Below are 19,107 nucleotides of genomic sequence, written 5' to 3'. Positions count from 1 at the left end.
GCGTCCGACAGGCTTTCATTTCTATTTTGCCGTCAAGATTGAAACCATTTTGTGATTTGGCGTGCCATGGCTGTCGACCACCGGGAAATCTCCCTTGTAGCACCAGTGACAATATGCAATGCCGTTCTCGTTAAATATCTCGCACACGTCTTTGTAGTATTGAAGCATTATATCCTCCGGAATTCTCGGATAGACTCCGTATTCGCCGCAGTACAATTGCAGATGGTATTGCTTAGCGATCTTTATTGCAGGCAGCATCTTTTCTGCCAGCACTTCCTTCGTAAAATATCCGTTCGCAGTAGTTCTCATGAAATCCGCAGCCGACGGAGACATCTCCTTGTAGTATGACGTGTCAACTACCTGTCCTGGATAATTTACCGGCCCGTTATACTCGGCAATTGGAGTCCATGATGCAGTATGATGCGTCAAGGCAAGCGGACTGTAAAAATGAAAACTTAAGATCAAATTTGAATCGTTCTCCGGAAATCTCAATTCGGGAAACGTGTCCGGAATCTGCCATCTGTTTGAGCCGACGACGATCTTCCTTTCAGGTTCCTTAGCTCTTATCGCAGCTATGACTTTGTTAAGCACAGTATTCCAGTCCCCGGGATTATCGGCAACAGGCTCATTCAGAATTTCGTAAGCAAGCTTGTCGTTCGGATATTGGTGCAGCTCATCCGAAAGGCGGCGCCACATGTTCACCAATTTTTCCTGTTCTGCCGGATCGGTCCACAATTTGTTCGACCCGGCGTTGAAGTGGTGTGCCCGTATGATATGGAGATCCACAATGACGCGCAGGTTTGCAGCGAATGCCCACTGTATCGCATCGTGCAAAAGCTCAAATCCTTCGGCTTCTTTATTCCCGAGCGAATCCCAGAGCTGCACTTCGTCAACGGGTATCCTCACATGATCGAATCCCATCGAGGCGATCGTGTCAAAATCGGCTCGCGTAATATAACGCCTTCTATCCTCACCGCGTTTCTCGCTCTGCGACAGCCAGTGACTTACATTGACACCGGTCCTTATCTCAAACGGACCTGTCATTGCAGAAGATCTCGAATCCTGAGCGCGCGACATGGCCAGCGATCCGAGAATTAACATGAACAAACCTGCTTTAAACATGATGAGACCTCCATGGGTTTTAGCCCGTTGATTAATCCGGTTTCATTTCACCCGGGAATAGCCATCCTGCCGGAATCTACCTTTCGCCGACGTGAACTATCTGATGCCCGTCAACCATTCTGGTGGCTGCATATTTCAACCCCGCGCCGGCGAACAAGCTCTGAAACTCTTTTGTGCTGTAGAGTTTAACGTGGGCAGGCTCAAGCATTCCTATTATCTTGCCAGCGACCTTCACGATCCATTTGTCGGCAGTTGGATCGAGCACATAAACTTTCCCGGTGTTTTTCAATAGCCTGTGCATCTCCCTCAACGCGTTGTCCGGATTTAAATAGTGGTGGAAAGAATTCGTGCATATTATAATGTCAAAAAAATTATCTTCGAGCGGAATAGATTCTACATTTGCCTTTATGAAGTGGAAATTCGCTCGTCCTGTAAAGCTCTCCTTTGCTTTTTCGATCATCACGGAAGATATGTCAATGCCAAAGAATAGGCCGTTATCGCCGACAAGCTTGCCAACCTGACCGACTGCCCACCCTGTTCCACATCCAATGTCGAGGAAATTAACTCCCTCTCTGACATCCAACAGCGAGATGAGACCGGCTTGCATCCGGCGCAGATACCGATATCTCCAGCCATCGCCGTCTAGTCTATGAGACCACCCGTCCCACTTCGCCTCGTTCAGTCGAACGTGCTCGGCTTCGCTCTTCATTTCTGCTCCCTCACCGAAAAGGGATCGAGCCGGTCTCTTTCCTGATTCCCGTATTTCAGCTTCTCATATGCCTCTCCGGCTGCCGATTGTTCCGCAGCTTTTTTAGTTTTGCCCGTCCCCACTCCGCACGACTCATCGCCGACCAACACTTCCACCGTAAACGTCCTGTCGTGATCAGGGCCTTCTTCTTTGAGAACGTTGTACCGCGGTGCGCCGAGACCGCGTGACTGTGCCAATTCGAGGAGAGCGCTCTTGAAATTTCTATCAAGTGCGTTAAACATTTGCCGGCTGAGCTGTTTCTTCTTTGGCAAAACCATTTTGTCGACAAATCTCTTTGCTGCCTTCATCCCGCCGTCCAGATAAGTCGCCGCAATCACTGCTTCCAAGGCATCGGAAACAATCGTCTCATATCCTTTGTCTATCGCCTGCTGGGCGCTCGTGCTTAAAGAAAGAAAAGACGAGAGATTGATCTCGGAGGCATATTCAGCGAGTGCGTGCTGGTTCACAAGAAGGCTGCGAAGTCGGGTCATCTGCCCCTCATCGATTTCCGGAAACTCGTTGAAAAGAAATTCAGCTACTAGAAAATTAAGGATCGCATCGCCGAGAAATTCCATGCGCTCGTTGGAGTTCTTTTCCTCGTACGACGGGATTGACAATACCGAACGGTGGGTCAACGCCTCCGAAAAATAATTTTCGTTCCTGATTTTAACCCCGAGAGTCTTTTCAAGCTCGCGTTTTTTCCTGAGATGACGCCGCTTCGCCTCGAACGTGTCAGTCCGGACACCTCGAAACTTCCCAAGGATTTTTTTTGGAGAAAAAAACATAGCTTAATTCACAGCCCATTGCTGACGGCCACGGACTATGATTTATGAATTATGAGCTGTTATTGTTCTCTAAATTTCGTGAACAGCAAACAATTATTATGTCCGCCGAAACCGAAGACGTTGCTCATGGCCGCTTTGATAGTTCTCTTGATCGGTTTGTTGGGAACATAGTCAAGGTTGCAATCGGGATCAGGGAACTCGTAATTTATCGTTGGCGGGGCTGTATCGTTAGCGATCGCCAGAATGGTTGCAATAGCTTCTACGGCTCCCGCTGCACCTAACAAATGCCCGGTCATCGATTTCGTCGAGCTAACCAGAAGTTGCTTGGCATGCTCGCCGAAAACTGTTTTTATTGCCTGTGTTTCCCCCTTATCGCCGGGGGGCGTCGAAGTTCCATGGGCATTAATGTAATCAATATCTTGGGGATCAAGCCCGGCGTCTTTCAAACATAATCTCATCGCCCTCACTGCACCCTCACCGCCGGGCGCAGGCTGAGTAAGATGATACGCATCGGCTGTGAGTCCGAAGCCGGCAAGCTCAGCAAGTATTTTCACGCCGCGCTTAACTGCACTTTCATAACTTTCGATGACGAGGATACCCCCTCCTTCGCCCATTACAAACCCGTCGCGTTTAGCGTCGAAGGGTCTGCTCGCGTGAACACAATCTTCATTGTTTGTCGAGAGCGCCTTCATAGAATTGAAGCCGCCGATTCCCATCGGGCAGATCGCAGCTTCGGCCCCGCCGGTTATCATCAGGTCCGCATCGCCGCGCTGGATCAACATCGCAGCATCTGCGATCGCATGGCCTGAAGTGGCACACGCGGACGTCGTCGCGTAATTCGGGCCCTTCAATTTATACCGTATGGAAATGTTTCCGGCAGCAATGTCGGAAATCATCATCGGGATGAAGAATGGACTAATGTGCTGTGGCCCGCGATCGTTGAAAAGAGTCTCCTGCTGCCTCTGGTAGGTCCACATACCGCCGATTCCGCTTCCTACAACCACGCCCACGCGGTCTCTATCGATCTTCTCGAAGTCGATTTGCGCTTGCTCGAGAGCCTGAGCGGCGGCGGCCATGGCGAATTGCGTAAACAAATCCATTCGCTGTGCTGTTTTCCTGTCGAAGTATTTAAGCGGATCAAATCCCTTCACTTCACAGGCGAATTTCGTGTCGTATTTCGAAGTATCAAAGTAAGTGATGGATCCAGCACCACTTTTTCCATCCATCATACTTCTCCAAAATTCGTCTACGGTAAGCCCAATCGGAGTTATTGCTCCGAGTCCCGTAACAACGACACGTTTTCCGCTTTTCATAAATTTCCCCGTTATTAGCTTACTCTCTGTTTCAGATAGCTGACGGCATCACCGACGGTCCGAATTTTTTCAGCATCCTGGTCGGGGATTTGGAGATTGAACGCCTTCTCAAATTCCATGACAAGCTCCACGGTATCGAGTGAATCCGCACCGAGATCATTTGTGAAAGATGCTTCAGGCTTGACTTGAGACTCCTCAGCACCGAGTTTATTGACAATGATCTCTTTTACTTTTGCTTCGACATCTACTGCCATTTTTGTTTTACCTCCATTTGTATTTGTTTAATATTAAATTGACAACCCGCCGTCGACAGAAATCACCTGACCCGTAATATAATCCGAGTCGGGTGAGGCGAGAAAACGAACTACACCTGCAACCTCATCCGGCTTTGCAACTCGTTTCAGCGGAATTGAATCCAGGAAAGCCTTTTTTTGATCTTCTGTAAAAACAGATGTCATATCTGTGTCAATATAACCAGGAGCCACTGCATTGACAAGGATATTTCTACTTGAGAGTTCCTTGGCAATTGACTTTGTAAAACCGATTATTCCTGCCTTAGAAGCGGAATAGTTCGATTGCCCGGCATTGCCGATGATTCCGACGACGGAACTTATGTTTATTATTTTCCCATAACGTTGCCCCATCATGGTACGCGCGGCCGCCTTCGTATAATTAAAAACGCTCCTCAGGTTTGTCCTGATGACGGAATCCCAATCTTCTTCAGACATCCGAAGAAGCAGATTGTCCTTGGTAATACCGGCATTGTTGACGAGTATATCGAGCCTCTTGAATTCCGTGACAACCTTTTCAACGGCTTTTATCGCACTTTCCATGGATGTCGCGTCCGCCTCAATGGCAAGCGCTCTTCGTCCCATGGCTTTCAATTCCGAGACGAGCGAGTCTACAAGCTTCGCGGAGCTCCTGTAGGTAAATGCTACATCCGCTCCGTTTCTGGCCAGTTCGACGGTTATAGACCTGCCGATTCCGCGAGCACCGCCTGTCACAAGAGCAACTTTATTTTCCAACATTGACTGCATCCTTTCCCGCATACGTTATGCCCGACTGAACACCTTCAGCGGTTTTCTGATTTTTAGAATCAAAAACACTATTTCGATAGTGATTCAAAACCTCGTCGTACTTTGAAATTCCGAGCGCATATTGAAGCTCGGTGGAACATGATTCAATCATCTTCATTGCACACTGATCTGACGCGGTACAGCAATCTGACTCGCCTTTGCAGAAATCGTCATACTTGAAAACTCCGTCAATCTTCACAATCGGAAAGAGAATACAATAGTACGGCTTCAGTGAAAATCTCGGCATCTTTTCCTCAGTCTCGACAACTTGCAGGACGCACCTGCCTTTCCTGTCGAGAAACGTGCACTTGCCATTATAAACCTCGGTGCTCACGCATTTGCCCGACGGAAAATCGGAATCCTCATCTTCAGTGTTGTCGAACCACTTGCTCCGGTCTTTCGTCTGAGTGTCGTCGAAATATTTCTCGATGACGTCGGCGTGATCGAGAATTCTGTCGCGTTCCGCAGGATCGAGATAGACACCATGGCGGCAGCATTTCGAAGTGCATGCATTAGGGCCCCTTCGATCCCTGAACCCTTCCGTGAAGATTTCAATGTCAAACTTAGTTTCGGCTACTTCAACACACTCGCTCATCGATTTTCAGTCACGCTCCTCACAACTAGGTCCGCTTCACTCATTTTGTCTATTCCGAAAATTTCTTTCGCCGGGACGGTCCTTTTTACAAGTCCCTGAAGAACTTTACCGGGACCGATCTCCACAAATTTGGCAATCCCATCGTTGAACATTTTGACAACCGATTCCTGCCATCGAACCGGACTCGTCAACTGCCGGACGAGAGCGTCCTTGATCTCATCGGCGTCCTTGAGGGGCTTTCCGCTGACGTTTGCATAAACCGGGACATTTGCATCGTGGAACGGCGTAGCATCTATCGCCTTTTTCAATTCCTCTTTAGCGGCTTCCATGAGAGATGAATGAAATGCGCCGCTTACGACGAGCTCCTTGACGATTTTCGCACCCCGGACTTTTGCAAGCTCCATGGCACCGTGAACAGCTTCCACATCGCCGGAAATCACAATCTGTCCCGAAGAGTTATAATTCGCCGGCTGGACGATTCCATCTTTTGACGCCTCCCTGCAGATCTCCTCGACTAAATTGTCTTCAAGTCCGACAACCGCAGCCATGGTGCCACGGCGCACTTCTCCGGCGTGCTGCATCAACCTGCCGCGCAACCCGACCAGCATGAGTGCATGCTCGAATTCAAGAGCTCCGGCCGCAAACAATGCGGAATATTCGCCGAGCGAATGTCCGGCAGCGGCACCGAAATTTTTTTCATCCAATAAACTGAACGCGATTGCGCTATGAAGAAATATTGCGGGCTGGGTGACTTCCGTCTGTCTCAATTTATCTTCAGGGCCGCGGAAACAAATTGCGGCAATGTCGAATCCGAGGATCTCGCTTGCACGACCGAACATTTCCTTTGCTTTCGGACTATTATCGTGCCAGTCTTTTCCCATGCCGACGTATTGAGAACCTTGCCCCGGAAAAATGAAAGCGATTTTGCAGGAAGAATTTATCTCAGACATCGTGGATTTACTCTCGCCCAGGACAATTTTCCATCGACCATTTAACCAAAACCGCTCCCCACGTGTAGCCGGCGCCAAACGCAGACAGCACGAGCACTTGTCCTTTTTTCAACCGTCCGCTCCTGTAATACTCAGAAAGACACAGTGGTATCGTTGCTGCCGTGGTGTTTCCATACCGGTCGATGTTCAACATAACTTTCGAGTTATCGAGCTCCATCCTGTTGGCGGTGGCGTCGATAATCCTCTTGTTCGCCTGATGCGGGACAAGCCAGTCGATATCTTTGCCGGTGAGGCTATTCTTTTTCATGATTTCGTAAGACACATCGGCCATCCCCACGACTGCAACTTTGAAAACTGCCTTCCCATCCTGGTACAAGTAGTGCATTCTCTTATCGACAGTTTCGTGAGTTGCGGGATTCAAGCTTCCGCCGCCGAGCATATTCAGGGATGGTTCACCTGCCCCGTCGCAGTACAAGAGGTGGTCCAAAATTCCGTACTCCCCCTCTTCATCGGGTTCGAGCAGAACCGCGGCACCGGCATCGCCGAATAAAATGCAGTTTGCGCGGTCGGTATAATCTGTTATCGAAGACATCTTGTCCGCACCGACCACGATGACTTTCTTATAAGCTCCGGTTCGAATGAATTGCGCACCGGTGACAAGCGCAAAGACAAATCCCGAGCAAGCCGCCGACAGATCGAATCCCCACGCCTTCTTTGCCCCGATTTTTTCCTGGACCAGGCAAGCGGTCGACGGGAAAAACATATCGGGCGTGACGGTCGCAACTATGATCATATCTATTTCTTCCGCAGAAATTTTTCTCCTCTTCAGCAAATCCCTGATCGCCCCGGCCGCCAGGTCGCTCGTTGCACCTTTTTTCAAAATCCTTCTTTCGCAAATTCCTGTTCTCGTTCTAATCCATTCATCCGTCGTGTCGACCATCTTTTCAAAATCGGCATTGGTCAAACGATCATCAGGTACGTAATGACCAACGCCTGTTATTATCGCATGTTTTGACATTTAACGAACTTTCACTTCTGTTTTTTAATTGAGTCTTCTATCAGCCTGCTGATCTTATGATCCACCATCTCTTCGGCGCGGAGCACCATGTTCTTGACCGCAAGCGCAGTTGAACCACCGTGTCCGATGATCGAGATTCCGTTCACACCCAGGAGCGGTGCACCACCTAAGGTTTCATAGCTGAAACCCTTCAGGACTTTCCTCAGCGTTTTCGCTATCGATCCAGCCTGCAGTTTCCGGAAAATATTTCCGGAAGCGTAAAGTCTGAATCTCGTCCTTAATGTCGGCAAAATACTCTCGGCAAACTTCAAAACTATATTTCCTACAAAGCCATCTGCGAGAACTACGTCGGCCTTTCCCGCCAGAATATCTCTTCCTTCTACGTTGCCGATGAAGTTCAACTCGCTTTTTTCCAGAAGCGGGTAAGACGAAAGGGCAAGCTCATTTCCTTTAGAGCTTTCTTCGCCTATGTTTAGAAGGGCAACGGTAGGATTTTCCTTTTTCAAGATCTCACGGGCGTAAATTGCGCCCATGAAACCAAACTCCACAATATGCTGCGGACGGCAGTCAGAATTAGCGCCCGAATCGATGAGAAAGCATGTGCCATCATTTACAGTTGGAAGAGGCGTTCCGACCGCCGGGCGACTTACTCCCTCGACGCGTCCTAAAATCAAGGTAGATGCTGCCATGAACGCCCCCGTGTTTCCTGCGCTTATGAAAGCATCTACTTTCCTTTCCTTATGAAGATTCAATCCGACCACTATCGATGAATTCCGCTTCTGCTTTATCGCGATGTTCGGCACTTCCGACATTTCTATTACTTCAGGCGCATCCACGATAGAGTAGTTCAAACCTTCGGGAGAATGGCATGAGACTTCTTTTTGAACCTCCTCCCTGCGTCCGACAAGGACGAGCTCGAAACGATTACCGGATTCTCTGAGGGCCTGCAGTCCGCCTTCAACAATTCTGAGCGGCGCTTCATCGCCGCCCATCGCGTCAAGTGCAATTCGCATTAAGGAATCTTGATTTTTAATTTCAAACTTTGAATTGGGATTCTAATTCGGAAGTCCCCTTAAAGGATCATCCCGAGAAAATTCATAACTCAAAATTTTTGCTGGCTAAGCGCTCTTCGGAATGAATGCGACCCTTCCGCTGTAGTAGCCGCAATTTGGGCAGGCCCGATGCGGAAGTTTTGGTTCATGGCAATGCGGACATTCGGAAATCGTCGGAGCGGTCGCTTTATAATGCGTCCTTCTCTTTGCCCCTCTCGATTTAGAATGTCGTCGTTTCGGATTTGGCATTTTTATTCTTCCTCATAAAATTTCTTGCAAACTCAAAGGTCAAAACCGCAACCTGGAAATCAAAGCTATGTCCCTTTGATATTCAATCGGTGTCTACCGGCTTTTTTGATCCTTCAATTTTAATTTTCTAATTTTGTTCTCACATTTCGGGCTAGTCTATTCAGCGGCGCAGCTGCACGTCTTGTGATTCAAATTTATGCCGCAGGTCACGCACAATCCCGCACAGTCTTCCTTACACAAAAGTTTCAGCGGAACCGCGACGAGTATATACTCCTTGACGTCGCCATCTATTTTAATCTGATTCATGCTGTGATGAATTACGGCGATCTCATCCTCATCGACTTCTCCGGCATCGTCGCGATCATAAACATAAGTCATCCTGTAATCGATGCTCAAGTCCCTTTCGAAATCATCGAGACAGCGGTCGCATACAAACCGACCGGAAGTTTTAATGTGTCCGGTCAAAAAAAACTGTGTCCGCCGCCTTTCAACTTCAACCTTAACAAAGACCTGCTTCGAAAAACGTTCGTCCAGTCCGATCGAAGAAGGAGCGCTCTCAAGCTGATACTCATGAACTCCTTCCGAGAGATTCGAAATATTTATTTCCAACTGAATTAACCGTACAGCTATTCAAAAATAAACCGAGCACCGCTTCGCAGACGCTCGAACCGTTTGTTCGGTGCCGAAGAAGTCCCTTCGGGAGGAGCCGAATCCCTTCAGAATCACATTTTATCGGGATGATTTCTTAATCGGCTGAAAAAGCATGTTAATATAACAGAGGGAAGGAAGTTTTACAAGAACGAGTGAGCCAACTGCGCTGGATCGGGCATTAAGCATCAATATCGCGGGAAAAACAAATTTACGAGGCATGATGTGGCCTGAAAACCTGTCAACTCTCGTAATCGACGACCCTTCTTTCTTCCCGAGCTTCCGCGACGAACGGCATGATCGCCCTATGCTCAGGATGATTCTGGTAATTGTTCAAATCGTCCTTTGATTTGAATTCCGAATACAATGCCACATCGAAACTGTCATTCGTTCCGGAAAAATCTGCCCCGACCTCCAACTTCAACATGCCTGGAATCTTGCCATTCAGTGATTCTAACTTCTCCTTTATCAATCTCGCATTTACCATTTTTGAATTCCCGTGAGCTTGCTCCTTCAATTTCCACATCACGATATGCTTGACCATTTCTCTCCTCCTATTTTCTACGTTTTTTTCTCAAGTCAGATTTGCCGCTTCCGGTTTTCGCGCCCTCCCGATCGACCACTTCAAAAGCGGCGGCGTGACGAAAGTTGTCACCATGACTGTAACAACAATTGCAGAAAATATTTCATCATTGATAATTCCAAGCGATTTCCCGATCCCCGCGAAAATCAATTCGACCTCTCCCCGCGGAATCATTCCGATACCGACGACCAGGCGGTCAATTCCTTTCCTGCCTACGATGAATCCACACGCCTGTTTGCCTAGAACTGCCGCAACAATCAGTCCCATGGAAATTCCAATGACAGATGGGTTCAGAAAACTCTCCAGGTGGACTTGAACTCCCATCTGGACAAAAAAAATCGGCACGAGCAAAGTGGATACGGCACCGAGGAGGTTTTTGATTCCAATATCGCTGCCGAAATTTCTAAAGTGGACTTCCTCGAGTACCAATCCTGCGGCGAAGGCCCCGACGATAGGCGCAAGACCCGCCATTCCTGCGAGCGACGCAAGACCGAAACAGATTACCAATGCCGTGATCAGCATTAGACCGCGAGTTCTGAATTTGGCCGCCGCTTCGACCAGATGCGGAATCACAAGCGACCCGATTACCAGCGCCCCCGCTAAGAATCCGACTGCGATCAGTGTCAGCTTTGCAATTACAAAAGAAGAAATGCCCGCACCATTTTCATTAGACGTGACTATCGCAGAAACGGCGGCAAGCATTATCAGGCTGAGAACGTCATCCACGACAGCGGCTCCGAGAACGACTCGCGCTTCGTTTAATTGAGACCTGCCCAGGTCGCGAAAGACTCTTGCCGTTATGCCGACACTCGTCGCGCAAAGCGTTGCTCCAATAAAGACATGGATAATACGCACGTCAAAATTCGGAGATGCTGCCAGGATTTTGCTCGGCACTTCTCTGACAAAAATGGTCGAGACAAGGTAACCTAAAACAAATGTGGCAGCGACGCCAACGGTTGCGACGAAGAAGGACAAAAATCCGATGCGCCTCATATCGCGGACGCTTGATTCCAATCCAACCTCGAAAAGTAGAATTATGATTCCGAGTTTTGCCAGCATGTCTATGTTGACGGCGGCATGATCTGACAGAATCGCGGATCTCATCGGCTCAAAAAAATTCCAATTATGGCTTACGAGGACAAGATTTCCAAGAATGACGCCGGCAATCAATTCACCGAGGACTGCCGGCTGCTTCATTCTTTCAAAAATTTCTGCCCCCAACTTAGCTGTAGCTAAGATGGCTATCAGATAGATGAGTACTTTCACGAAAGGATCTACTGTATTCAGGTCGACCATCTTGTCCCAAGATAAGGGGATTATTACGGAAGCGCAAGTCGAACGGAGTATGAGTCCGCTCAGACGGAGAAAATCGATTATGAGTGCGCAACGGGTTCGGGAAACCGGTGAGACGCCGGACTTACTATTCGTGCTGGAGCAATTGAGACTCTACATCCTCGGATGTAAGATCCTCTTCTTCATCGACGAAATCCAGCTCTTCGACCGCCTTAATGACGAGGTACGCGATTCCCGCAGCAAAAGCCGCAGCGCTGATTATTACAAGGAGCTTTTTCATTCTCAACAGGAGTTACTTGATCGAAACTCGATTACGAAATATTTTAACCACGATTCATACGACTTGCAAGTACACCATGATTCCCGCGGTAAGGATCGCAGAATGGACCGTCATATATCGACCGATATTCAGTCATGAAAATCCTTCCCGACGATTCTCATCGTATCCATTGCGATCACGAGCTCTTCATTCGTCGGCAGCGCCATGACTTTGGCTTTAGACGCATCACTGTTTATGACTTTTTCTTTCTCTTGAGAATTATTTTTCGCCTCGTCGATCTCGATTCCCAAAAATTCCAGTCCGCTGCAGCTTGCGGCACGAACATCCGGGCTGTTTTCGCCGATCCCGCCCGTGAAAACAATTGCATCCAGGCCGCCCATGGCAGCAACATACGAACCTATGTACTTTTTAATCCGGTAAGTAAAAACCTGAAACGCGAGCTCTGCCTGCTTGTTTCCGTTTTTCTTCTCCGAAATGATTTCACGCATGTCGCTCGTCAACCCGGAAATTCCCAGCAGACCGCTGTGTTTGTTAAGAAGAGTGTTCGCCTCTGCAAGCGATAACCCCTCGCGTCCGACTATATGCAATATTATTGAGGGATCAAGATCGCCGCTGCGCGTTCCCATCAGAAGTCCTTCAAGCGGAGTAAACCCCATCGAAGTATCAACCGAGATGCCTCTGTCAACTGCGGCGATGCTGCATCCGTTTCCAAGATGTGCCGTTATGATTTTTAATTTTTCAATGGGTTTCCCGAGTAACTCCGCCGCGCGATGCGAGACATAATAATGTGAGGTACCATGGAAACCGTATCTGCGAATTTTATACCGTCTGTAAAGAAGGTACGGGATGCCGTATAAAAAAGCATACGAGGGCATTCCCTGATGAAACGCTGTATCGAAGACTGCAACTTGCGGAGTTCCCGGCAAATGTTTCAACACAGCCTGAATGCCGCGAAGGTTATGAGGATTATGGAGCGGGGCAAGCTCTATGTTCTCGCGTATATCATCCATTACTTTTTGGTCAATGAGCACACTCTCCGAAAAACTCTCTCCGCCGTGCACCACTCTGTGCCCGACCGCATCGATCTCGGACTTATCCTTGATAACGCCATGGTTCTGGCTGAGAAGAACTGCCAGAACGTATTCTATTGCCGTTTGGTGGTCGAGCACCTCGGCGCTGATTTTTACTTTGTCGCCGTCGAAGCGCTCGTGAGTCACGACGGAATCGCTCATGCCTACTCTGTCGATGATCCCCTTCGCCAGGACCGAACGGTCTCTGGCATTTATGAATTGATACTTTACCGATGAACTTCCGGAATTTAGTACGAGAATTTTCATTTCAATTTTCTTTTCTGATGCGCGCTCTCACCTGCCAGGCATTTATTCCGATGGTGGCGGTTACGCTTACTACTTTTGATTGTCTATTTTTTTCCCTGACTCGTCGTATTTGAAAAAGCCTTCGCCGGTTTTTTTCCCGAGATGGCCTTCCCGGACCTTGCGTCGAAGTATAGGACTTGCGCGGTACTGCGGACCTCCGAGCTCATGGAACAAAGTATCGAGCCATGTTAAAACTTCGTCCAATCCCATTGAATCGGCCATCTCGAGCGGACCGACATTCAGCCCGTATCCCAGCTTTATCGCGGTGTCAATTCCTTCAGCGGTGGCGATACCTTCAAGCAAAACCTGCATCGCTTCGTTTAACAGCGGCAAGATGACCCTTGTTGTAACAAAGCCCGGATATTCAAAAACCTCGACGACCGTTTTGCCCAAATCCTCGGCAAATTTCTTCGTCTTCTTAAATGTTTCGTCACTTGTTTTGAGCGCACGGACAATCTCGACAAGCGGCACCCGCGAGACCGGATTGAGAAAGTGCATCCCGATGATTTTGTCCGGCCGCGATGTTGCTTCGGCAAGTTTTGTCAGGCTCAGAGTAGCCGTGTTCGATACGAAAATCGCTTCGGGCGGGCAAATCTTATCGAGGTCCCTAAAGACCGCCTTTTTCGCGGCAAAGTCCTCCTCGATCGCTTCGATGACGAGGTCACATTCCACAACCTCAGTCAGATCGGTAGAGAATTTTATCCGAGAGAGGATAGATTTCTTTTCATTTTTTGTGAGTGCCCAGCGTGCAATCTCCTGATCAAGCATCTCGGAAAGTTTCTGGCGGCATTTCTCTGCCATATCTTCCGCAAGTTCTATTATCAATACATCGATTCCCGCCGTCGAGGCACATTCAGCGATCCCTCTTCCCATTAGTCCGCCACCGACGATTGCTATGTATCCTGCCCGCTCTGATTTTGATTTATCGTGCTTAATGTTGAAAATTTCAGTTAAAGGTTCTTCTCGTGCCATAATGCATTCTTAATTTTTACATCGTGTAAGTTAGGATATGAACCGGTGCCAATCAAGAAATCGGAATTGACCTGACATTATTTGAACACAATGGCACGCGAATTATGCGGCGGAGACCGATTTTTTTGACGGGACGCGCGCCCTGCGGAGCCCCGCGGGCTTTGCCGGGCCTGCGATATGGCGGCACATCGATTGGTTCACTCGTTTTATCTTTGCAGACTGGCGATGTCAGATCTGCATCCTTCTAAACTTCATACTGCAGCAAGATTTCTTATTCGTTCCCTGGCCGCCTGAACAAACTTCCGCGCTTTCGCATTTTCCGGATTCGCTTCGACAATTCTTCCGAGAGTCTCGGCTGCGTCAGAAAATTTCCCGAGCTTAAACTGAATCAGTCCAAAGAGTTCCAAACCCTGCATATCGTCATATCCTAAATTCATTGCACTGCGAAATGCACATTCCGCACCTTCGAAATCACCGACTTTCATCTTACAATTAGCCAGACTCGACAACGAAACAGCATCATGGTCCGCAATTTTTTCAAGCAGCCTCGCCGCTTCCAGGAAATTTCCAGTATCAATGCAGGCAGAGGAGACGATCCTTAAATACCAGCCTTCGTTTTCGTAATCACCAAATCTCTTCGAAGCCTCAACGGCATCATCCCACATTTTATTTTTCACCAAAAATTCAAAATACCTCGCCACCTTTTCGGGCTTCCCTTTCGTCTCGGCGGCAAGCCCATAGTACTTCTTTGCCGCTTCCAAATCTCCGCCAAGGGAAGAAGCCGCAGCGATTTTCGAATAAAGAACGTCGATATCGAATACCGGCTCGATTGCCGTTGCAGCTTTCCCCAGAAGAACGCTGGAACGATATTCTTCAAGTGCTCTCATAAATGAATCGACAGATTCGCGATACCTGCCGTATTTGAGATAAATATCGCCTTTCATTATCAAAGCAAATGATTGCGACGGAGCAGCGGCGAGAGACTTATCGCATGCTTCCAACGCGCCTTCTGTGTCTCCCTGATTGAATTTCTTCTCTGCGATGATTCCGTAAATCGAAGCCTCAACAGGTTTGCCAAAACCTCCGGCGGCAATCGCCTCGTATAGATGCGCGATTCCCTTTTCGACATCACCAAGGACCATCTCCGTCTGGCCAAGCTGATAGAGAGCATAGCCGTAATTTTCCCGTCGTTCAATTTGTTCGAGGAGCAGAAGATAATTTCGCTTCGCCTTCTCGCGAATGACATCTTCATCTTGCGCATAGCCGAGATGGATAATGGTTACGTCGGTTTGGACAATCCTTGCACGCGCGGCAAGGAGCGAATTGTTAATCTGCTCATGAACTTTTCCTGTAAATGCAACTCCCTTCATTTTCCTGAACAGCCGCGGATAAGAGACAAGATGGTACTGCGAATCCTCTTTGACGCCTATTTTGCTTTTTAGATTCAGCAGGAGTGCATCTCCGCCTCCGGACGAAATGAGTTTCCTGATCTTCTCGTGATGACATTTTTCGATTCTTTCATCCGCATCGAGGTAGAGGACCCAATCTCCGGTTGTTCTTCGCATCGATTCATTTCGTGCAAGTGAAAAGTCGTTCTTCCATTCAAAATCAAAGACTTTCGCGCCGAAATTTCCGGCGATGGATTTTGTTTCGTCCGTCGAGCCGGTGTCCACGATTACTATCTCATCCACGAGATCCCTTACGCTTTCCAGGCACCCCGGCAGGAATCTCGCTTCGTTCTTAACGATCATGGATAACGAGAGTTTCACTTTACCGACTCCGGCGGCTTCACACTGACCGCATCGATCACCTTTTTTCTGAAAGAAACCTGCTCGACGGGCTTTACAATAAAATCATTTGCTCCGTATTCCACCGCTTTCTTGACGTTCGAATAATCGCTGTAAGCCGTCATGATAATAACCGGCGTAGCCTTGTTTATTGAGTCCAAGCGAATGCGGTGCAGAACTTCAAGCCCGTCCATCTCGGGCATCATTATGTCCAAGATTATCAAATCATATTTCGAGTTGCTTGCGAGCGTCAACGCTTCTGCTCCATCAGCGGCATTTGATATATCGAATCCTATCTGCTTCAAATGGAACTCGACAAGTTTCCGGATCATCGGGACATCGTCTGCTACTAGTGCTTTCATCTTTGCAACTTATTTTTTAGCATGATTAAAACCTCCTCTGCCTCTTCCCAGTCTATCGGCGATGTGTGAACCAGTTCGTTGAGCCTGACTGCGAGCGCCGCCGCCCCGCCGTAACCGAATGATCCGCCGGTCCCGCGGAGACTGTGCGTAATCCTTCGAATCACATCGACGTTTTTTTCGTGAACTGCCCGCTCGAGGTCTTCTACTTCTGCCGAATAGTATTTCAAGAATTCCTCGACCATTCCGCGAACGACCTCATTGTACTCGTCCTCCTTTACGCCGAATGGATTTTCAGTTTCCTTTGGATCGCGCGGAATCACGGACCGGACAAACTTCTCTCCGAAGATCTGCTTCAGTTTTTCAAAAAAAATTTCTTCCGTCAAGGGTTTCGTAATTACCGCAGCGGCGCCAAGCTTGCATGCGGAAACCACATTTATTCTGTCGGAATATGCGGTCATCACCACGACCGGGATATTTTTCGTCAAATCATTTGACTTAAGAACCTGGAGCGTCTTGAATCCGTCGAAGCGCGGCATCATGATGTCCAGGAATATCAAATCAGGTTTTGAAGACAGTGCGAACTTCAGCCCTTCATATCCATCGGAAGCGGCATAGAAAACGAATTTGAGTCTTTTAAAGAATTCTTCAATATAGCGTTGTACCATCTTGTCGTCGTCTATGACAAGAACCGTTTTCCGCTGCGGCTTAGCCATTTTTCTTTCCCGAAGAAGACCGCCCGCCCGAACCCGAGCCGCGATTTTTCGACAAAATATTTTTTAAAATCTTCAGCTTCTCTTTATCAATTTCCGATGATGCCGCCACGTTCTCCGCAGCTATCTTCTTGTAGATTTCTTCCCGGTGAACAGGAATTTCTTCTGGAGCTTCGATCCCCAACTTTACACTTGTACCATCGATTGAGACGACTACGACTTTTACCTTGTCGCCTATCTTGATGGCTTCCCCTAACTTCCTTGTTAAGACTAGCATTTTGTCCTTCCTTGGTCATTTAATTTCGTATTTGGTGGAATATTTATCCGAATCCAATATTACCTGCCTGCCGGTTTTGGAAGAGTTGTTAAGAATAATCGGAGCTTTCAAATTCACCGTCAGCGGTTCCGGATCGCGATGCAGCGTGACGACGACTAAGGTGCTTGACAGATTCAATTCTTCTTTCTGAATCTCGCTCTTCAGCTCAGGAGCAGCCTGCAGGAGTTCCAAAACCGGGAAGCCAATATTCGGCTCGTCAACCGACAACAGCCACTTTAATGGCTCGGTATCTTTATCGTCGATCACGATAAACTCGTGGAATTCTTCAAATCCCGGCAAACCGCCGGGAAAATGATAAACAATGCTCGGCTCAAATTCCAGTTCGCCAAACTGTATAGTCTTTAGCTTCGTTTTCACTTCTGTCTTCACCTTAATCCTTTGCTGTGCTGTTGAGTATGACAATGTCGACTCTCCTATTTTCTGCTTTGTGTAACGGCGTGTCGTTCGGAACAAGCGGGTGGAATTCACCGTAACCCATGATGGACACTTTCTCGGGTCTAATTTGATAATTCTGCAAAAGGTAATAACCGACATTCAGCGAGCGCGCGACCGACAAATGCCAGTTGGAAGGAAATTGAGGCGTGTGAATCGGTGTATTGTCGGTATGGCCTTCGATATAAATTCGATTCGGAATTGACTGCAGCAAAAAGCCGAGCGTGTCGAGAACGGGGTACGCGTTCCGGTGTATCTCCGATTTCCCCACCTCAAACATAAACTTTTCGAGAAAGTGTACGGTTACTCCGCGTTCATCATGAGTAATTATAGCCCCGCCGCCTTTCAGCGCTTCACCGACAGCCGCTTCAACTTTTTTTTCCAACTGGACCGACTCTTTTTCATGAGATACCGGCGACAGGTTGTTCATGACGCCCTTCTCGCCCATGAGATTCCCGGTGGCCGCAGGCCCGCCACCGAACAAATTAACGAAGGCCGACATTACTTCTTTGTACTTTGCTATGTCGACGCGTGAACTCGCGTACAATATCACGAACAAACCGAGGAGAAGAGTAATCAAATCAGCGTAGGTCAGGAGCCAGCGCTCAAGATTGTCGTGTACGCCTTCTGCTTTTTTCTTCATCAGACTTCTCCCTGTTCGCGGCTCGGCAGCATCGATCTTAACTTAGCTCTCACTATTGCCGGAATTTCTCCCGCCTGAAGAGACAGGACTCCCTCCAACGTAACTTCCATTATGAGATTTTCTTCGCCATGGATCGTCTTCAACTTGTCGGCAATCGGAAGCCACACAATATTTGCCATGAAAATTCCCCAGAGTGTCGCGATGAACGCTGTGGCTATATGATGGATCAGTTCATTCGGATCTCCGCCGGCATTTGCAAGGGTCACTATCAGACCCATAACCGTACCTATGATTCCCATTGTCGGCGAATAGCCGCCCATTTTCTGGAACACCGCGGCATTAGATACATGTCTCTCGTTTAAGAAACCCATCTCCGCTTCGGCGACAGAGCGCATCGTCTGCGGATCGGTTCCATCTATTGCAAACCGAAGCATCTTTTTCAAAAACGCATGGGGGATGTTGTTCAATTCTTTCTCGAGAGCAAGCAAGCCGTCCTTTCTGGCCTTCGTGGAATACTGGACGATCAATTCTATGATTCTATCCACATCGTGCTTTGGCGGCATGACAGCGACCAGGGCGAACCTCCAGATTCTCGCGAACTGCTTGAACGACGTTCCTATCATGGCCGTAGCAAACGTCCCGCCAAATACGATTGTCATCGCTGGAACCATTATAACGGCGCCTAACTTTCCACCTTCCATCATGAACGAGCCAAAAATGGAAACTATTCCAAAAACTAAACCGGCAAGCGTGCCTATCTCTATGGTTTTCTTCAT

The 19,107-nt window shown here is 48.3% G+C and carries 23 protein-coding genes; all 23 read right to left on the bottom strand.

Going from position 1 to position 19,107, the window contains the following annotated elements; genetic code table 11:
* Nucleotides 1-21: 21 nt before the first annotated feature.
* Entirely contained in the window at nt 22-1,122 is a 1,101-nt protein-coding gene (locus VLX91_06285) for a cellulase family glycosylhydrolase (GenBank protein ID HUI29807.1), read from the bottom strand.
* 76 nt (nt 1,123-1,198) lie between these two features.
* Nucleotides 1,199-1,831, bottom strand: a complete 633-nt coding sequence (locus VLX91_06280; GenBank protein HUI29806.1) for a class I SAM-dependent methyltransferase — start codon at nt 1,829-1,831, stop codon at nt 1,199-1,201.
* Complete coding sequence (rnc, locus tag VLX91_06275; GenBank protein HUI29805.1) at nt 1,828-2,655, bottom strand: ribonuclease III; 828 nt, start codon at nt 2,653-2,655, stop codon at nt 1,828-1,830. The genes VLX91_06280 and rnc overlap by 4 nt, the downstream gene beginning before the upstream one ends.
* Nucleotides 2,656-2,714: 59 nt before the next feature.
* Nucleotides 2,715-3,968 carry a beta-ketoacyl-ACP synthase II gene (gene fabF / locus VLX91_06270; GenBank protein HUI29804.1) on the bottom strand — a complete coding sequence of 418 codons (1,254 nt, stop codon included), beginning with the start codon at nt 3,966-3,968 and terminating at the stop codon, nt 2,715-2,717.
* Between the two features lie 14 nt (nt 3,969-3,982).
* Nucleotides 3,983-4,222, bottom strand: coding sequence for an acyl carrier protein (locus tag VLX91_06265; protein ID HUI29803.1), 240 nt, complete (start codon nt 4,220-4,222; stop codon nt 3,983-3,985).
* A 33-nt stretch (nt 4,223-4,255) separates the two neighbouring features.
* Complete coding sequence (gene fabG / locus VLX91_06260; protein ID HUI29802.1) at nt 4,256-4,996, bottom strand: 3-oxoacyl-[acyl-carrier-protein] reductase; 741 nt, start codon at nt 4,994-4,996, stop codon at nt 4,256-4,258.
* Nucleotides 4,983-5,639 carry a hypothetical protein gene (locus VLX91_06255; GenBank protein HUI29801.1) on the bottom strand — a complete coding sequence of 219 codons (657 nt, stop codon included), beginning with the start codon at nt 5,637-5,639 and terminating at the stop codon, nt 4,983-4,985. The genes fabG and VLX91_06255 overlap by 14 nt, the downstream gene beginning before the upstream one ends.
* Complete coding sequence (gene fabD / locus VLX91_06250; protein ID HUI29800.1) at nt 5,636-6,589, bottom strand: ACP S-malonyltransferase; 954 nt, start codon at nt 6,587-6,589, stop codon at nt 5,636-5,638. The genes VLX91_06255 and fabD overlap by 4 nt, the downstream gene beginning before the upstream one ends.
* A 7-nt stretch (nt 6,590-6,596) precedes the next feature.
* Nucleotides 6,597-7,607 carry a beta-ketoacyl-ACP synthase III gene (locus tag VLX91_06245; protein HUI29799.1) on the bottom strand — a complete coding sequence of 337 codons (1,011 nt, stop codon included), beginning with the start codon at nt 7,605-7,607 and terminating at the stop codon, nt 6,597-6,599.
* A gap of 11 nt (nt 7,608-7,618) precedes the next feature.
* Complete coding sequence (plsX, locus tag VLX91_06240; protein ID HUI29798.1) at nt 7,619-8,620, bottom strand: phosphate acyltransferase PlsX; 1,002 nt, start codon at nt 8,618-8,620, stop codon at nt 7,619-7,621.
* A 444-nt stretch (nt 8,621-9,064) separates the two neighbouring features.
* Nucleotides 9,065-9,517, bottom strand: coding sequence for a DUF177 domain-containing protein (locus tag VLX91_06235; protein HUI29797.1), 453 nt, complete (start codon nt 9,515-9,517; stop codon nt 9,065-9,067).
* Nucleotides 9,518-9,797: 280 nt separating this feature from the next.
* Nucleotides 9,798-10,100 carry a Dabb family protein gene (locus VLX91_06230; GenBank protein ID HUI29796.1) on the bottom strand — a complete coding sequence of 101 codons (303 nt, stop codon included), beginning with the start codon at nt 10,098-10,100 and terminating at the stop codon, nt 9,798-9,800.
* A gap of 30 nt (nt 10,101-10,130) precedes the next feature.
* Nucleotides 10,131-11,405, bottom strand: a complete 1,275-nt coding sequence (locus VLX91_06225) for a cation:proton antiporter (GenBank protein ID HUI29795.1) — start codon at nt 11,403-11,405, stop codon at nt 10,131-10,133.
* A gap of 154 nt (nt 11,406-11,559) precedes the next feature.
* Nucleotides 11,560-11,712: a hypothetical protein gene (locus VLX91_06220; protein ID HUI29794.1), complete on the bottom strand. Its 153-nt coding sequence runs from the start codon at nt 11,710-11,712 to the stop codon at nt 11,560-11,562.
* Between the two features lie 128 nt (nt 11,713-11,840).
* Entirely contained in the window at nt 11,841-13,049 is a 1,209-nt protein-coding gene (locus VLX91_06215; protein ID HUI29793.1) for an acetate kinase, read from the bottom strand.
* Between the two features lie 69 nt (nt 13,050-13,118).
* A complete protein-coding gene (locus VLX91_06210; protein ID HUI29792.1) occupies nt 13,119-14,060 on the bottom strand; it encodes a 3-hydroxyacyl-CoA dehydrogenase family protein in 942 nt (313 codons plus the stop codon).
* A 251-nt stretch (nt 14,061-14,311) separates the two neighbouring features.
* Entirely contained in the window at nt 14,312-15,829 is a 1,518-nt protein-coding gene (locus VLX91_06205) for a glycosyltransferase (GenBank protein ID HUI29791.1), read from the bottom strand.
* Nucleotides 15,826-16,209 (bottom strand): response regulator, encoded by a 384-nt coding sequence (locus VLX91_06200; GenBank protein ID HUI29790.1) that lies wholly within the window; start codon nt 16,207-16,209, stop codon nt 15,826-15,828. The genes VLX91_06205 and VLX91_06200 overlap by 4 nt, the downstream gene beginning before the upstream one ends.
* Nucleotides 16,206-16,922 carry a response regulator gene (locus VLX91_06195; GenBank protein HUI29789.1) on the bottom strand — a complete coding sequence of 239 codons (717 nt, stop codon included), beginning with the start codon at nt 16,920-16,922 and terminating at the stop codon, nt 16,206-16,208. The genes VLX91_06200 and VLX91_06195 overlap by 4 nt, the downstream gene beginning before the upstream one ends.
* The gene (csrA, locus tag VLX91_06190) at nt 16,915-17,196 is read right to left on the bottom strand and encodes a carbon storage regulator CsrA (protein HUI29788.1); all 282 of its coding nucleotides are present in this window, start codon (nt 17,194-17,196) and stop codon (nt 16,915-16,917) included. The genes VLX91_06195 and csrA overlap by 8 nt, the downstream gene beginning before the upstream one ends.
* A gap of 15 nt (nt 17,197-17,211) precedes the next feature.
* Complete coding sequence (fliW, locus tag VLX91_06185) at nt 17,212-17,613, bottom strand: flagellar assembly protein FliW (protein HUI29787.1); 402 nt, start codon at nt 17,611-17,613, stop codon at nt 17,212-17,214.
* 13 nt (nt 17,614-17,626) lie between these two features.
* On the bottom strand, nt 17,627-18,331 hold the full coding sequence (locus tag VLX91_06180) for a flagellar motor protein MotB (protein ID HUI29786.1): 705 nt from the start codon (nt 18,329-18,331) through the stop codon (nt 17,627-17,629).
* A complete protein-coding gene (locus VLX91_06175) occupies nt 18,331-19,107 on the bottom strand; it encodes a motility protein A (GenBank protein ID HUI29785.1) in 777 nt (258 codons plus the stop codon). Before VLX91_06175 ends, VLX91_06180 begins: the two co-directional genes overlap by 1 nt.

The organism is Candidatus Acidiferrales bacterium, assembly GCA_035515795.1.
GTDB lineage: Bacteria > Bacteroidota > Ignavibacteria > Kryptoniales > JAKASW01 > JAKASW01.
Note: the sequence above shows the minus strand (reverse complement) of the source record. Positions and strands in the feature narration are given on the sequence as shown.

Excerpts from the sequence above, each read along its gene's own strand:
- fabG (HUI29802.1), bottom strand. The coding sequence starts at position 4,996 with ATGTTGGAAAATAAAGTTGCTCTTGTGACAGGCGGTGCTCGCGGAATC.
- VLX91_06285 (HUI29807.1), bottom strand. The coding sequence starts at position 1,122 with ATGTTTAAAGCAGGTTTGTTCATGTTAATTCTCGGATCGCTGGCCATG.
- plsX (HUI29798.1), bottom strand. The coding sequence starts at position 8,620 with ATGCGAATTGCACTTGACGCGATGGGCGGCGATGAAGCGCCGCTCAGA.
- VLX91_06265 (HUI29803.1), bottom strand. The coding sequence starts at position 4,222 with ATGGCAGTAGATGTCGAAGCAAAAGTAAAAGAGATCATTGTCAATAAA.
- VLX91_06245 (HUI29799.1), bottom strand. The coding sequence starts at position 7,607 with ATGTCAAAACATGCGATAATAACAGGCGTTGGTCATTACGTACCTGAT.
- VLX91_06220 (HUI29794.1), bottom strand. The coding sequence starts at position 11,712 with ATGAAAAAGCTCCTTGTAATAATCAGCGCTGCGGCTTTTGCTGCGGGA.
- VLX91_06200 (HUI29790.1), bottom strand. The coding sequence starts at position 16,209 with ATGAAAGCACTAGTAGCAGACGATGTCCCGATGATCCGGAAACTTGTC.
- VLX91_06280 (HUI29806.1), bottom strand. The coding sequence starts at position 1,831 with ATGAAGAGCGAAGCCGAGCACGTTCGACTGAACGAGGCGAAGTGGGAC.
- rnc (HUI29805.1), bottom strand. The coding sequence starts at position 2,655 with ATGTTTTTTTCTCCAAAAAAAATCCTTGGGAAGTTTCGAGGTGTCCGG.
- VLX91_06215 (HUI29793.1), bottom strand. The coding sequence starts at position 13,049 with ATGAAAATTCTCGTACTAAATTCCGGAAGTTCATCGGTAAAGTATCAA.
- fabD (HUI29800.1), bottom strand. The coding sequence starts at position 6,589 with ATGTCTGAGATAAATTCTTCCTGCAAAATCGCTTTCATTTTTCCGGGG.
- VLX91_06210 (HUI29792.1), bottom strand. The coding sequence starts at position 14,060 with ATGGCACGAGAAGAACCTTTAACTGAAATTTTCAACATTAAGCACGAT.
- fabF (HUI29804.1), bottom strand. The coding sequence starts at position 3,968 with ATGAAAAGCGGAAAACGTGTCGTTGTTACGGGACTCGGAGCAATAACT.
- VLX91_06230 (HUI29796.1), bottom strand. The coding sequence starts at position 10,100 with ATGGTCAAGCATATCGTGATGTGGAAATTGAAGGAGCAAGCTCACGGG.
- VLX91_06255 (HUI29801.1), bottom strand. The coding sequence starts at position 5,639 with ATGAGCGAGTGTGTTGAAGTAGCCGAAACTAAGTTTGACATTGAAATC.
- VLX91_06180 (HUI29786.1), bottom strand. The coding sequence starts at position 18,331 with ATGAAGAAAAAAGCAGAAGGCGTACACGACAATCTTGAGCGCTGGCTC.
- csrA (HUI29788.1), bottom strand. The coding sequence starts at position 17,196 with ATGCTAGTCTTAACAAGGAAGTTAGGGGAAGCCATCAAGATAGGCGAC.
- VLX91_06195 (HUI29789.1), bottom strand. The coding sequence starts at position 16,922 with ATGGCTAAGCCGCAGCGGAAAACGGTTCTTGTCATAGACGACGACAAG.
- VLX91_06175 (HUI29785.1), bottom strand. The coding sequence starts at position 19,107 with ATGAAGAAAACCATAGAGATAGGCACGCTTGCCGGTTTAGTTTTTGGA.